11 protein-coding genes are annotated in these 14,940 nt (G+C 61.0%); 8 read left to right on the top strand and 3 right to left on the bottom strand.

Translation table 11 applies throughout. The annotated features are described in order from the left end of the window. The first annotated feature begins 177 nt into the window (after window positions 1-177). Both chaB and ACZ6J2_RS04275 read left to right on the top strand, forming a co-directional pair. The gene (gene chaB, locus ACZ6J2_RS04280) at window positions 178-408 is read left to right on the top strand and encodes a putative cation transport regulator ChaB (protein ID WP_023312121.1); all 231 of its coding nucleotides are present in this window, start codon (window positions 178-180) and stop codon (window positions 406-408) included. 177 nt (window positions 409-585) lie between these two features. After that, complete coding sequence (locus ACZ6J2_RS04275) at window positions 586-1,281, top strand: gamma-glutamylcyclotransferase (RefSeq protein WP_047061041.1); 696 nt, start codon at window positions 586-588, stop codon at window positions 1,279-1,281. 30 nt (window positions 1,282-1,311) lie between these two features. On the opposite strand, the gene ACZ6J2_RS04270 is transcribed toward ACZ6J2_RS04275, so the two are convergent. The 3 genes from ACZ6J2_RS04270 to ACZ6J2_RS04260 all read right to left on the bottom strand — a co-directional run bounded on the left by ACZ6J2_RS04270 (window position 1,312) and on the right by ACZ6J2_RS04260 (window position 4,007). Further along, window positions 1,312-1,551, bottom strand: coding sequence for a DUF1883 domain-containing protein (locus tag ACZ6J2_RS04270; protein WP_010432930.1), 240 nt, complete (start codon window positions 1,549-1,551; stop codon window positions 1,312-1,314). A gap of 211 nt (window positions 1,552-1,762) precedes the next feature. After that, window positions 1,763-3,547, bottom strand: coding sequence for a methyl-accepting chemotaxis protein (locus ACZ6J2_RS04265; protein WP_471724902.1), 1,785 nt, complete (start codon window positions 3,545-3,547; stop codon window positions 1,763-1,765). 106 nt (window positions 3,548-3,653) lie between these two features. Next, complete coding sequence (locus tag ACZ6J2_RS04260; RefSeq protein ID WP_471724901.1) at window positions 3,654-4,007, bottom strand: DsrE/DsrF/TusD sulfur relay family protein; 354 nt, start codon at window positions 4,005-4,007, stop codon at window positions 3,654-3,656. A 72-nt stretch (window positions 4,008-4,079) separates the two neighbouring features. Between ACZ6J2_RS04260 and nasR the strand changes: the two genes are divergently transcribed. The 6 genes from nasR (at window position 4,080) to ACZ6J2_RS04230 (ending at window position 14,938) form a co-directional block, all read left to right on the top strand. Further along, window positions 4,080-5,264 carry a nitrate regulatory protein NasR gene (gene nasR / locus ACZ6J2_RS04255; protein WP_471724899.1) on the top strand — a complete coding sequence of 395 codons (1,185 nt, stop codon included), beginning with the start codon at window positions 4,080-4,082 and terminating at the stop codon, window positions 5,262-5,264. Window positions 5,265-5,489: 225 nt separating this feature from the next. Beyond that, entirely contained in the window at window positions 5,490-6,737 is a 1,248-nt protein-coding gene (locus ACZ6J2_RS04250; protein ID WP_471724898.1) for a CmpA/NrtA family ABC transporter substrate-binding protein, read from the top strand. A gap of 2 nt (window positions 6,738-6,739) precedes the next feature. Beyond that, window positions 6,740-7,618, top strand: a complete 879-nt coding sequence (gene ntrB / locus ACZ6J2_RS04245; protein WP_471724897.1) for a nitrate ABC transporter permease — start codon at window positions 6,740-6,742, stop codon at window positions 7,616-7,618. Between the two features lie 9 nt (window positions 7,619-7,627). Beyond that, window positions 7,628-8,416: an ABC transporter ATP-binding protein gene (locus ACZ6J2_RS04240; RefSeq protein ID WP_471724896.1), complete on the top strand. Its 789-nt coding sequence runs from the start codon at window positions 7,628-7,630 to the stop codon at window positions 8,414-8,416. Window positions 8,417-8,429: 13 nt separating this feature from the next. After that, the gene (nirB, locus tag ACZ6J2_RS04235) at window positions 8,430-12,416 is read left to right on the top strand and encodes a nitrite reductase large subunit NirB (RefSeq protein ID WP_471724895.1); all 3,987 of its coding nucleotides are present in this window, start codon (window positions 8,430-8,432) and stop codon (window positions 12,414-12,416) included. Beyond that, entirely contained in the window at window positions 12,413-14,938 is a 2,526-nt protein-coding gene (locus tag ACZ6J2_RS04230) for a nitrate reductase (protein WP_471724894.1), read from the top strand. The genes nirB and ACZ6J2_RS04230 overlap by 4 nt, the downstream gene beginning before the upstream one ends. Window positions 14,939-14,940: the final 2 nt, after the last annotated feature.

Here is a 14,940-nt window from a genome sequence, read left to right as displayed (position 1 = left end):
CTTAATTTTACCCTTTGTCATTATTTTTATTGATAATGGGTATAATGCAGATTCTTTGTTGATTACTCATTAAATAACAATTAATTAAAAATGTAGTTTATTCATAAATTATGGCCGTGTGGCACCATGGCGTATCGTCGTCCACACTTATCTCTTTAACCAAAAGAGAGGTTAGTGATGCCCTATAAAGCGAAACGTGAATTACCGGATAACGTGCAAAACGTGCTGCCCGCCCACGCCCAGGATATCTACAAAGAGGCGTTCAACAGCGCCTGGGATCAGTACAAAGACAAGGACGATCGCCGGGATGATGCCAGCCGTGAAGAGACGGCCCACAAAGTCGCCTGGGCCGCAGTAAAACATGAATATGAGAAAGGAGACGACGATAAATGGCATAAAAAGAAATAGCCATGAAATGATTCGCTGCCTTCATTTTGACTTTTCAGGCGGTTGAACTTCCGTTGTATTGCAACTGGTCCGCTAATTGCTTATCGTTATTTAACTGCTGGCAAAATGACCAGCATAGAATGCCGGGAAGGCGAATTACAGATGTCGCAAGGAAGCATGCAGTGGCGGAGGTGGAAAGTGTTAACGCGTGATTTCTTAATGAAGGCAGATTGTAAGACGGCATTTGGTGCTATTGAGGAATCGCTTCTCTGGTCAGCTGAACAACGTGCGGCGTCACTCGCTGCCACGCTTGCCTGCCGCCCGGATGATGGCCCGGTATGGATTTTTGGCTACGGCTCCCTGATGTGGAACCCGGCTCTGGAATTTGTCGAATCGGCAACGGGAACGCTGCCTGGCTGGCATCGTGCATTTTGCCTGCGCCTGACGGCCGGACGCGGCAGCGCGTGCCAGCCCGGGCGCATGCTTGCACTGAAAGAGGGCGGGCGCACCACGGGCGTGGCGTATCGCCTGCCGGATGCCACGCTGGAAGAGGAGCTCACGCTGCTCTGGAAGCGCGAGATGATCACCGGCTGCTATATGCCGAGCTGGTGCAAGCTGGAACTGGACGACGGACGCACCGTCAACGCGCTGGTGTTTATTATGGACCCGCGTCATCCCCTGTATGAAGCGGATACCCGCACGCAGGTGATTGCCCCGTTGATTGCCGCTGCCAGCGGGCCGCTGGGCACCAACGCGCAGTATCTCTTCTCCCTCGATCAGGAGCTGACGCGCCTCGGCATGAAGGACGATTGTCTGAATGAGCTGGTGGTGAAGGTGAAGGCGCTGCTGGAAGGGAACCCGCTCAACAGCGCGCTGCGACCGGGTTTTGCCTGACAATACGCCCGGCTTGCCGGGCGTTTAAACTTATGCTGCCACGTAGCTGACGGAGTGCTCCAGCGACTGGCTGTGGCTATCGATCAGCACATCCCACGTGCCGGTATACGGCACGGTAAGCCAGGCCTTATCGTCCTGTACGGTGAGAATATCCGCCTGGGACTGTTTTTGTGCTTTCGAACTCATCAGATGAATACGACAGCGTTCTGAGCAACGCACCACTACCGTATCCCCGCCAAACAGTTTCAAACTTGTTTTTACCAGTGCCATTTTTTACCCCGTAGTCTTAAACAACGCTCTCCCTGCTGCCATATCCGAGCGTGATGTTGTTCACAATTCACTCATGGCATAACACCAAAGGGGAGGGGGCGGGATGCTGATTTTGATCAAAAAATGGCATAACGATTAAACAAAAATGACAAAATTCCTCAAAATTTAGGCTGGCGCGCGTTTTACCCGCTAAACGCGCGCCGGAAGAAGATTAAATGCGGAAATGCCCGGCTGTTTCAGCAAGGTCGCCCGCCTGGCTCTGCAGGGCACCCGCGGCGGCGGCGGATTCCACCACCAGTTCGGCGTTCTGCTGAACCATTCTGTCGAGATGGGTCACCGCGTGGTTGATCTCATGAATCCCTTTCATCTGCTCGCTGGTGGCGATGGAGATTTCGCGCATGATGCCAGAGACGCTGCCGATGCTGGAGCGGATCTCATCCATGCTTTCCCCCGCCAGATGCACGTAGCGGGAGCCGGTTGCCACGCTGTCGGTGGTGGAGTCAATCAGAGATTTGATCTCTTTCGCCGCCTGAGCGCTACGGCTTGCCAGGTTACGCACTTCACCTGCTACGACGGCAAACCCGCGCCCCTGCTCACCCGCACGCGCCGCCTCGACGGAGGCGTTCAGCGCCAGAATGTTGGTCTGGAAAGCAATGCCGTCAATCACGCTGGTGATATCGCCAATTTTTGCCGACGCGACTTCAATGGACTGCATGGTGCTGATCGCCTGCGATACCACCTCGCCGCCGCGCGCCGCGGCCGCTGAGGCCTTGCTCGCCTGGTCGTTCGCTTCTGCCGCCGATTCATTCGACTGCGTCACGGAGGCGGTGATCTGCTCCACGGCGCTGGCCGTCTCGCGCAGGCTGGATGCCGCCTGCTCGGTACGTCCGGAAAGATCCTGGTTACCTGCGGCAATCTCCTGCGCGGCGTTTTTCACCGATTCGCTGGCGTCACGGAGCTGCACCATCACCACCGACAGCTTATCGCTGAAGGCGTTAAAGGCCTGAGCAATCTGCGCGACCTCGTCTTCGCCGTTATCCGGCAGGCGCTGGGACAGATCGTTAGTGCCGTTAGCAATGTTGTGCATCGCGTCGCGAATGTCGGACAAACGCTTGAGCAGGCGGGCAATCAGGAAATGCACAATGGCGGCGCTCAGCAGTGCGAGGATCACCAGAGAAATCGCCGAGGCTTTAAGCAGGGAACGCATGCCGGAGGTGGCGTCACCGCTGTCGAGCGCGACGACTAAGAGCCAGTTTGTGCCCGGCACTGCTGTAGCCACGAAGGTTTTTTCCGCGTCGTTCAGCGTTCCGTCGACGGGGTTACCGCTTTTCAGCGCAGCAAAATCAATGCCCTTGATCGTCTCACCAAACGGTTTCAGCGTCAGAGCCGGATCGTTAGCGGCAATCACGCTGCCGTCGCTGTTCAGAAGCAACCCGCTGCTGGCCGGAGTTGGATGGATCCCGCGCACGTTAGCCACCACGCTGTCCATCGCCACATCGCCCGCCACGACCGCTTTGAGCGTGCCATTTTCTTTTACCGGCACGGCGAAGGTTACCACCAGTTTACCGGTCCCCGCGTCAACGTAGGGCGCGGTGACAACCGGACCGTCCGTGCTGACCGCCTGCTGATACCACGGGCGAATAGTCGGGTCATAGTCCGCCGGAACGCCCGCCGGTTCAGAGAATTTCGCCGTTTTGCTGGCGTAGCCAACATAGACGTTGGTGAATCCACCCGCCTGCGCAAGCTGTTTAAACACCGGAACCGGGTCGTCATTCAGCGCAACGGTCTGCGCGGAGGCGATCACCGTCATCTTGCTTTTTACCCAGTCGGCAATCGCCATGTTATGGCTGGCGCTGGTGCTGGTCAGGATATCGCGCTGGGACTGCTGGTTATCCTGGCGCGTGACCTGGAAGTTAATGACGGTATTAAGGAGAAGGGCGACGACCAGACAGCCTGCCGTCGCCGCGATGATGCGTGCACGAATCGATCTGAACATAAGTGAAATACCTGCTGTGTTGTTTCCATGCCTATCGGCAACCCCGCAGGTAAACTTGATGCTGAAACCGCGTCCATAAGAAAATAATATTTTTATGGGTTTATTATTAAAAAGTTAATACTTTATCGGCGGACAGCGTCCACTCGGCGAGCTCAACCAGCGTACCAATCTCTACGCCATCAATCAGCGGCAGACCGGTAATGCCGCGGCCGTCGGTGCAGGTCTTGCACAGCTTCACCGGCACGTTTTGCGCGGTGAGGATCTCCAGCATCTGCTGAATGTTATAGCCCTCTGCCGGTTTTTGACCCTTCAGCCCCGCGGTGACCGCGTCCGACATTAAAAAGAGTCGTAACACCAGGTCGCTCTCTTTTTCACGCAGCGCAATCGCCAGGCGCAGGCTGTTAAAAAGGGATTCGCTGCCGTAGGCCGCACCGTTGGCGACGATCACAATCTTCTGCATGTTGACTCCTGTTCTTATAAAGGCACGAATATTGCTTAGCTTTCCCGAGTTTCGCTGTTCTGGAGAGTAAGCATGACATTAACGGCTGGCATTTCGCCAGGCGCTGCCGAATGGCTCGAGCGCGCAAGGATGATGCGCCGGGAGCAGCTCAGCAAGCTGGCACAGCTTGGCGTGCTTGTGCACGGCATTAGCCAACTTGTGCATATGTTACAGTGCGAGCGTGGGGCGTCCAACGTCTGGCTCTGCTCACAGGGTAAGCTCTACGCCCCCGAATGCAAAGCCAGCCGGGCGCTGGTGGATGAAAACCTCGCTGCACTTTATGACATTCTTGAAAAACAGTCGCCGATCCCGGGAAGTACGGTCTGTGAACGCATCGGCGGTGCGCTCCTGAGCCTTGATATGCTTCCCGCGCTGCGCGACGGTGTTATTCAGCAAACGGTAACGGCACCGCAGGCGATGGAACACTACTCCCGCATGCTTCGCCATCTGCTCAGTATCGTGCCGCAGCTCAATGACAGCATTGACGATCCGCAAATCGCCGGGCGTTTTGTTGCCCTTTATAGCCTGATGCAGGGGAAAGAGCTGGCGGGACAGGAACGGGCGCTGGGGGCGATTGGCTTCACGCAGGGCTTTTTCGATGATGTGACTCGCCAGAGGCTGGTTGACCGCATTGACGGACAGCAGGCATGCTTTGAGATCTTTCTCTCGCACAGCTCCGCTGACGTCCAGACCACCTTTTCCCTGCACTGCCAGCCCGATCGTGAAACGGAGCAACTCCGGCGCGTAGCCTGTACCCGCCAGCCTGCCGCGGATGATGGCCTTACCGCTCTGGCCTGGTTTGCTCTGCAAACCGCGCGCCTCGAGCATCTGCGTTCGCTGGAGGAGACGCTCATCGCCGATCTGATGACGGCGGTGGACGAGCGTATTTACCGTAACGATGAGTACGTGCCTCCCGCCGATGAGCAGGACGATCCGCTGATACAGTATCCGGAAAAACCGTTGCTCACCCTGGTGCGCCAGCAGGCGCGCGAAATAGAACAGCTCTCGCGCCAGCTTGCATCGCTGCGCGATACGCTTGAAGAGCGCAAAGTCATTGATAAAGCGAAAAGCGTGCTGATGACCCATCAGAATATGAGTGAGGAACAGGCCTGGACGGCGCTGCGCAAAATGGCGATGGACAAGAACCAAAGGATGGTGGATATCGCCCGCGCGCTGCTGATGGTGAAGAATTTATGGCAGGTAACACCAAAGGAGTAGCTGCACGATCAGCGGGCATTTTGTGCCTGATTAAGGTGCGTAGAGGCAAGGGGAATTCGGTTAGCGCCCCGGAAACAGCGGGTTAAAACCTGGCATTCACTTTGCATTATCGGATTAACCATTTTTGACGGTGTGCCAACGGCGGCGCATGCGTCTTCGGGATAAAGGCGTCCACTGGTGCTTCGGCATCGTGGGCGCTTTTTTTGGTTTTTTTCAGGAGTGGTCATGGCGGATTTGTCGAGACGGCGTTTTTTGCAGGCCAGCGTGCTGGCGAGTGGCGCAATGCTGTTACCGGGTGTCTTGCAGGCCGCATGGGCGGCAGGCTCGGATAAACCGGAGCAGGAAACGGTGCGCATCGGGTTTATCCCGCTGACCGACTGCGCCCCGGTGGTTATCGCGGCGCTGAAAGGATTTGATAAAAAATACGGTATTACCATCGTGCCCACCAAAGAGGCGAGCTGGGCGGCGGTGCGCGACAAGCTGGTGGCGGGCGAGCTCGACGCCGCGCACATTCTCTACGGCCTGCTGTACGGCCTGGAGCTGGGCATCGCCGGCAAGCCGCAGCAGATGGCTAACCTGATGACCCTCAACCAGAACGGTCAGGCCATCACGCTCTCCAGCGATCTGGCGGAGAAGGGCGTACGAGACCTTGCCGGGCTGAAAAAGCTCATTGGGCAGCAGGCGCCCGGCACCTACACCTTCGCGCACACCTTCCCGACCGGGACGCACGCCATGTGGCTGTACTACTGGCTGGCCAGCGCGGGCATTAACCCCTTTGACGACGTGCGCACGGTGGTGGTGCCGCCGCCGCAGATGGTGATGAACATGCGCATTGGCAACATGGTCGGCTTTTGCGTCGGCGAGCCGTGGAACGCCCGTGCCATCAACGACCGCATCGGTTTTACCGCCGCCACGTCGCAGTCTATCTGGGCCGATCATCCGGAAAAAATCCTCGGTACGCGCCGCGACTGGGTGGAGAAAAACCCGCACACCGCGCGGGCGCTGGTGAGCGCGGTACTGGAGGCGGCGCGCTGGATCGAAGCCTCCCCGGAAAACAAACGCGAGACCGCGCAGATCCTCTCCCGCCGGGCGTGGCTCAACTGCAAAGAACAGTATCTCACCGGACGCATGCTCGGCGAGTACGACAACGGCCTGGGCCAGCGCTGGCAGGACGCGCACCCGATCCGCTTCTTCAACGAGGGGGCCGTCAGCTACCCGTATCTCTCCGACGGCATGTGGTTCTTAACCCAGTTCCGCCGCTGGGGCTTGCTCAAATCCGCGCCGGACTACGCGGGCATCGCGCAGCGCATTAACCAGACCGCGGTCTGGCAGGATGCCGCCGCGGCGGTGGGGGGCATCAGCACACCGACTTCACCATTACGCAGCAGCACATTGATGGACGGCACCGTCTGGAACGGTACCGACCCGGAAGGATACGCCAGCCGTTTCGCCATTCACCGTAAAGGGGCCTGATTATGCAGCATCTGCAAAAGACGAATTCACACGAGACGCCGGAGAGTGGGGAGGTGATTGTCCTGCCTCCGGTGCACGTTCGCCGCCGTACGCCGACGCTTGCGCGTCGGATTAACGCGATCCTCCAGCGCATCATCCCGGCGTTTCTCGGTCTGGGACTGCTGGTGGTGCTCTGGCAGCTGGCGGCGATTAACAGCAAAGGTTTCCCGACGCCGCTCAGCACGCTCGATTCCGCCATCACCCTGTTTGCCGATCCGTTTTATCGCGACGGGCCTAACGATATGGGCATCGGCTGGAACGTGCTCGCCTCATTACAGCGCGTGGCGGTGGGCTTTGGTCTGGCCGCGTTCGCCGGGATCCCGCTCGGCTTCCTGATTGGACGCTTCACCTTTTTCTCTCGCATGTTCGGCCCGCTGATCGCGCTGTTACGCCCGGTTAGCCCGCTGGCCTGGCTGCCCATCGGCCTGCTGCTGTTCCAGAAAGCGGAGCCCGCGTCAAGCTGGACCATTTTTATCTGCTCCATCTGGCCGATGGTGATCAACACCGCCGAAGGCGTACGCCGCATTCCGCAGGACTACCTCAACGTGGCCCGGGTGCTGCAGCTTTCCGAGTGGACCATCATGCGCCGCATTCTCTTTCCGGCGGTGCTGCCCGCGGTGCTGACCGGGGTGCGTCTCTCCATCGGCATCGCCTGGCTAGTGATCGTCGCCGCCGAGATGCTCACCGGAGGTTTAGGGATCGGCTTCTGGATCTGGAACGAGTGGAACAACCTCAACGTCGAAAACATTCTCATCGCCATCGTCATCATTGGCGTGGTCGGGCTGCTGCTGGAGCAGGGGCTGATGCTGATCGCCCGTCGCTTTAGCTGGCAGGAAAAATAAGGAGCGAATATGAAACCATTAATTCAGGTCCAGGCCGTGAGCCAGCGTTTTTCCACCACCAGCGGCGAGTTTCTGGCGCTGCAGAACGTCTCTTTTGATATCCACGAGGGCGAAACCGTCAGCCTGATCGGGCACTCCGGCTGCGGCAAATCGACGCTGCTGAATCTCATCGCCGGTATTACCCTGCCGACGGAAGGCGGGCTAATTTGCGACAACCGCGAAATCGCCGGGCCGGGTCCGGAACGTGCGGTGGTCTTCCAGAACCATTCGCTGCTGCCGTGGCTCACCTGCTTCGACAACGTGGCCCTGGCGGTCGATCACGTGTTTCGCCACAGCATGAGCAAGGCGGAGCGCAGGGAGTGGATTGAGCATAACCTCGACCGCGTGCAGATGGGGCACGCCCTGCACAAGCGCCCGGGGGAGATCTCCGGCGGCATGAAGCAGCGCGTCGGCATTGCCCGCGCGCTGGCGATGAAGCCGAAAGTCCTGCTGATGGATGAACCCTTTGGCGCCCTCGATGCGCTGACGCGCGCGCATCTGCAGGACTCGGTGATGCAGATCCAGCAGGCGCTGAACACCACCATCGTGCTCATTACCCACGACGTGGACGAGGCGGTGCTGCTCTCCGATCGCGTGCTGATGATGACCAACGGCCCGGCGGCCACCGTCGGGGAGATCCTGCGCGTGGACCTGCCGCGCCCGCGCAACCGGGTGCAGCTGGCCGACGACAGCCGCTATCACCACATGCGCCAGCAGATCCTCCATTTCCTCTATGAAAAGCAGCCGAAAGCGGCGTAACGAGGGGGCTCTGATGCGACTGGTCATTATCGGAAATGGCATGGCGGCCACGCGGCTGATTGCCGCGCTCACCGGGCGTGCTGCCGGTCTTTTCGCTATCACCGTCATCGGTGACGAGCCGGAGCATGCCTATAACCGCATCCAGCTTTCGCCGGTCCTGGGCGGTGAAAAGCAGGCTGCAGACATCTGCCTTCAGGATGACGACTGGTACCAGTCGCGCGGCGTGACGGTGCTGCGGGGCGAAAAGGCGATCGCCGTGAATGTGGACGCGCGGGAAGTGCAAACCACCGCCCGCACGCTGGGCTGGGATGCGCTGGTGTTTGCTACCGGATCAACGCCCTTTATTCCGCCAATCCCCGGCTGCGATGCGCCGCATGTCTTCACGTTCCGCACCCTGGAGGATACGCGGGCCATTCGGACGATCGCCGGTCCGGCGGTGGTGCTGGGCGGCGGCGTGCTCGGGGTTGAGACGGCGGCAGCGCTGGCGCGCTCAGGTGACAACGTCACGCTTGTTCATCGCGGTCCGTGGCTGATGGAGCAGCAGCTTGACCAGCAGGCGGGAATGCTGCTGGAAGAGGCGCTGGCGGCGCGGGGCGTGCGCTGTGAGCTTTCCTCAGGCATCGCGGCCATTAACGGCAGTAGCGTGACGCTGCTCAACGGGCGCAGCGTCGCCGCCGCGCGCGTGGTGCTGGCGACCGGCGTGCGGCCCAGCGTTGCGCTGGCGCAGGCCAGCGGCATTCGCTGCGCGCGCGGCATCGTGGTGGATCACCAGATGCAAACCTCCGAACCGAACGTCTACGCCATCGGCGAGTGTTGCGAAATTGACGGGCAGACGTTTGGCCTGGTCGCCCCCTGCCTGGCGCAGGCGGAAATCCTGGCCGCGCGGCTGGCCGGGGACGCTACCGCGCCGTTTACCCTGACCGACAGCGGGATGCGCCTCAAGGTGACGGGCGTGGAGCTGTTCAGCCTCGGCCGTGCGGCGGAGCAGGAGGGCGACGTGGTCTGGAGCGCATGGGATCCGCTGACCCGTCACTATCGTCGTTTATTGATCCATCAGGGGGCGCTGGCTGGCGCGCTGCTGATGGGCGACTGCCGCAGCGCGGCAACGTTTACCGATTTACTGGCAACGGCTGCGCCCGCCCACGCGGACTGGCTGTTCGATCGTTTCACTACGCAACCGCAGGTTGCAGGACAGAATGCTATGACAAAACCTACTCTGGTGGTGGTTGGGCACGGTATGGTCGGCCATCATTTCCTCGAAGACTGCGTTAAGCGCAATCTGCATCAGCAGTATCAGATCGTTGTCTTTGGCGAGGAGCGCTATGCCGCCTACGACCGCGTGCATTTGTCGGAATATTTTGGCGGCCGCAGCGCGGCGTCGCTCTCGCTGGTGGAGGGGGATTTCTTTGCCGACAGCGGCATTGAGCTGCGCCTGTCGCAGCAGATCGTCGCTATCGACCGCGACGCGCGCGTGGTGCGTACCGCCAGCGGGCATGAGACCCACTGGGACAAGCTGGTGCTGGCGACCGGCTCATACCCGTTCGTTCCGCCCGTGCCGGGCAACGATTTGCCGGGCTGTTTTGTCTACCGCACCCTTGACGACCTGGACAACATTGCTGCACATGCGGCGGGCTCGCGCCGCGGAGTGGTGATTGGCGGCGGCCTGCTCGGACTGGAGGCGGCGAATGCCCTGAAGCAGCTCGGGCTGGAAACCCACGTGGTGGAGTTTGCACCCAACCTGATGGCGGTCCAGCTCGACAACGACGGCGCGGCGATGCTGCGCAAGAAAATCGAGGCGTTAGGGGTCGGCGTTCACACCAGTAAAGCCACGACGGAGATCGCCACCGCGGACGGCGGGCTGGTGCTGCGCTTTGCCGATGGCGAACAGCTGGAAACGGACATGGTGGTCTTTTCGGCGGGCATTCGTCCCCAGGACGCGCTGGCGCGCAGCAGCGGGCTGGCTGTCGGCGAACGCGGCGGGATCTGCATTGACGACGGCTGTCACACCTCCGATCCGGACGTGCTGGCCATCGGCGAATGCGCCCTGTGGGAGGGGAAAATCTTCGGACTGGTCGCGCCCGGCTATCAGATGGCGCGGGTGGCCGCCGCCGCGCTGGCGGAGGAGGATAAAACCTTCACCGGCGCGGATATGAGCACTAAGCTCAAGCTGCTCGGCGTGGACGTGGCCTCGTTCGGCGACGCCCACGGGCGCACCCCGGGGGCGCTGAGCTACCAGTGGACGCACGGCCCGCAGCAAATCTACAAGAAAATCGTGGTCAGCCACGACGGTAAAACGCTGCTCGGCGGCGTGCTGGTGGGCGATGCCAGCGAATACGCCACGCTGGTGCAGATGATGCTTAACGGCATCAGCCTGCCGAAAGAGCCGGAAACGCTCATTTTACCCGCGTCGTCAGGCAGCGCGCCAAAAGCGCTCGGCGTGGCGGCGCTGCCGGAAAGCGCGCAGATCTGTTCGTGTCATAACGTCAGTAAAGGCGATATTTGCCGGGCGGTGAGCGCGGGCGCGGCGGATATCGGCGCCGTTAAGCAGTGCACCAAAGCGGCGACCGGCTGCGGCGGATGTAGCGCGCTGGTGAAGCAGGTGATGGAGTTCCAGCTGGCGGAGCAGGGCGTGGAGGTGAAAAAGGACATCTGCGAGCACTTCCCGTACTCGCGCCAGGAGATTTACCACCTCGTGCGCGTCAACCATATCCGCACCTTTGACCAGCTTATCAGCCGCTACGGACAGGGGCACGGATGCGAGATCTGCAAGCCGCTGGTGGGATCGGTGCTCGCCTCCTGCTGGAACGAGTATCTGCTGAAACCGGCGCACCTGCCGCTGCAGGATACCAACGACCGCTACTTCGCCAACATCCAGAAGGACGGTACCTACTCCATCGTGCCGCGCATGCCCGCAGGGGAAGTGACCGCCGACGGGCTGATCGCCATCGGGCAGATTGCGAAACGCTACAGCCTGTACAGCAAAATCACCGGCGGACAGCGTATCGACCTCTTCGGCGCCACTCTGGAACAGCTGCCGGCGATCTGGCAGGCGCTGGTTGAAGCCGGGTTTGAAACCGGACACGCCTACGGGAAATCCCTGCGCACGGTGAAATCCTGCGTCGGGTCAACCTGGTGCCGCTACGGCGTGCAGGATTCCACCGGCCTCGCGGTCCGGCTGGAGCACCGCTACAAGGGCCTGCGCGCGCCGCACAAAATCAAAATGGCGGTTTCCGGCTGCACCCGCGAGTGCGCCGAGGCGCAGAGCAAAGACGTGGGGGTGATTGCCACCGATAAGGGCTGGAACCTTTACCTGTGCGGCAACGGCGGGATGAAGCCGCGCCATGCGGATCTCTTCGCCAGCGATCTGGACGACGAAACGCTGATCCGCACCGTCGACCGTTTCCTGATGTTTTACATCCGCACGGCGGATCGCCTGCAGCGCACCAGCACCTGGATGGACAACCTGGAAGGCGGCCTCGACTATCTGCGGGAGGTGATCATCACCGACAGCCTCGGCATCGCCCACGAGCTGGAGCAGGAGATGGCCCGGGTGGTGGAAGCCTACCAGTGCGAATGGCAAACCACGCTCAGCGATCCCAGCCGCCTGGCGCTGTTCCGCACGACGGTGAACGAGACTGCGCCGGATGAAAGCAAGCGCTGGCAGGAAATTTGCGGCATCGACGATATCCCCGAGCAGGCGGGCATCGGCGCGCGGCTTGGACGTAAGCCGATTGCGCTCTTCCGCTTTGGTAAAACCGTTTACGCCCTCGACGATCGGGAGCCGGGCGGCGATGCGAACGTGCTTTCACGCGGCATTCTTGGCGATGCGGCGGGCGAGCCGGTGGTGATTTCACCGCTCTACAAGCAGCGCATTCGCCTGCGCGACGGCTGTCAGGTAGAGAACGGCGAACCCGCGGTGCGCGCCTGGCCGGTGAAAATTGAAAACGGCAAGGTGTGGGTTGGCAGCGACGCCCTGGTAATGCGTGCGGAGGCCTCATGACGGAAACCCGGACAACGTGCCCCTACTGCGGGGTGGGCTGCGGCGTGATCGTCCGCGTGCAAGGTGAAGCGGTCAGCGTTCGGGGAGATGAAACCCATCCTGCGAACCTGGGCCGCCTGTGCGTGAAAGGATCGGCCCTGGGGGAAACGACGGGCTTACAGGGGCGGCTTTTGCGCCCGGTCGTTGACGGCCTTGAGGTGGACTGGGCGCAGGCGCTGAACGCGGCAGGGGAGCGCCTGCGGGAGATTATCGATAAATGGGGGCCGCAGGCGGTGGCGTTTTACGCCTCCGGCCAGCTGTTGACCGAGGATTACTATGCCGCCAACAAGCTGATGAAAGGGTTTATCGGCGCGGCAAACATCGATACCAACTCCCGGCTCTGCATGTCCTCGGCTGTGGTGGGCTACAAGCGCGCCTTTGGCGAAGACGTGGTGCCGTGCGGCTACGAGGATGTGGAAAACAGCGATCTGGTGGTGCTGGCTGGCTCGAACGCGGCCTGGACGCATCCGGTGCTCTATCAGCGGCTGGTGCAGGCGAAGCACGACAACCCGCGGATCAAGGTGGTGGTAATCGATCCCCGCAGAACCGCCACCTGTGATATTGCTGACCTGCATCTGGCGCTCGCCCCCGGCAGCGACGCCGGGCTGTTTGTCGGTCTGCTTAATGTGATTCAGGGAACGGATGAGTGGCCCGTTGAGCGCGTGGCGGCGTTTTGCGGCCTCTCGCCGCAGGATATAGGCACCTTTTACGACTGGTTTATGACGGCGCCCCGGGCCATCACGCTCTACACCATGGGGATCAACCAGTCCACCAGCGGCAGCGACAAGTGTAACGCCATCATTAACGTTCATCTTGCCAGCGGGAAGTTCAACCGTCCGGGCTGCGGCCCGTTTTCGCTGACCGGACAGCCAAACGCGATGGGGGGAAGGGAAGTGGGCGGGCTGGCTAACCAGCTGGCGGCGCACATGAACTTTGAGCCGGACGATCTCTCGCGGGTGGCGCGTTTCTGGGGAACGGAACGGCTGGCGCAAACCCCGGGCCTGATGGCGGTGGAGCTGTTTGACGCCATTGCCCGCGGCGAGGTGAAGGCGGTGTGGATCATGGGCACCAACCCTGCCGTGTCGCTGCCGGACAGCCACGCGGTGTGTCAGGCGCTGGCGAGCTGCCCGCTGGTGATGGTTTCTGAGGTGATGAAGGATACCGATACCAGCCGGTTCGCCCATATCCGTTTTCCGGCGCTGGGCTGGGGAGAGAAGGACGGGACGGTGACAAACTCGGAACGCCGCATTTCGCGCCAGCGCGCGTTTCTGCCCGCGCCGGGCGAGGCGAAGCCGGACTGGTGGATCGTCGCGCAGATGGCGAAACGGCTGGGCTACGGCGAGGCCTTTGCCTGGCAACATCCGCACGAGATTTTTTGCGAACATGCGGCGCTGACGGCCTTTGAAAATGACGGCGCGCGGGCATTGAATCTTCATGAACTGGCTGCGCTAACCCGTGAGGAGTGGGATCAGCTTGAGCCTTATCAGTGGCCGACGGGGAGTTTTCCGCGCCGAAACATCGTTCCCGTTAACCCTCTGTCGCACGGCGCGACGGTCAGCGCGTTATACCCGCTGACTCTCAACTCGGGGCGCATCCGCGATCAGTGGCATACCATGACCCGAACGGGATACGTGCCGAGGCTGATGCAGCATATCGCCGAACCGTTTGTTGAGATTTGCCCCGCAGACGCCGTTCGCTTTTCCCTGTGCGACGGTCAGCTGGCGCGCATCAGCTCGCCGCGCGGCGTGATGGTGGCAAGAGTGCGCATCAGCGACGGGATACGGGAAGGCGAGGCGTTTGCCCCGATGCACTGGAACGCCGGGTTTGCCCGCCAGGGAAAGGTGAATGCGCTGGTGGAAGGGCGCTGCGATCCGGTTTCGGGCCAGCCGGAGAGTAAACAAACCGCCGTCAGGATCCTGCCCTGGCAGCCCGTCTGGCAGGGGGAACTCTATGCCCGGGAATGGCCGGAAATGCCCTCTTCGGCTTACTGGTGGCGTAAAGCCTCACGCCTGACGGTGGCGGGCGATAAACCGCTGCTGTCGTGGGTAATGGAATACGCGAGCGACCGGGGCTGGCAGCTGCAGGTTGCGCAAACCGGCGAACGCAGCAGCGTACTGGCCTGGCATGAAGGCCAGCTGATGCTGGGCTTCTGGGAGGGCACCGCGTTACCGGCGCTGGCGCATGCGGTGATTGAAGCCGCTTTTCAATCCCCACCCGTGCTTCTCGCAGAACGCCACGCCTTGTTGAACGGGCAGAGCGTCGGGGAGGCGGCGGATCCGGGACGCATCATCTGCAGCTGTTTCAGCGTCGGGGAGAATGCGATACGGGAGGCGATCGTCGGCGGGTGTGATTCCGTCACCGCTCTGGGGGCGACGCTGCGCTGTGGTACGAACTGTGGCTCCTGCGTGCCGGAGCTGAAAGGGCTGTTTCAGGATAATCCTGAAATGTCCGCCAGAACTGCATTTCAGGGCTTATCGCGTTAACA

It is taken from the genome of Enterobacter sp. E14S (genome assembly GCF_055666685.1).
This window is presented reverse-complemented; position numbering and strand designations above follow the sequence as displayed.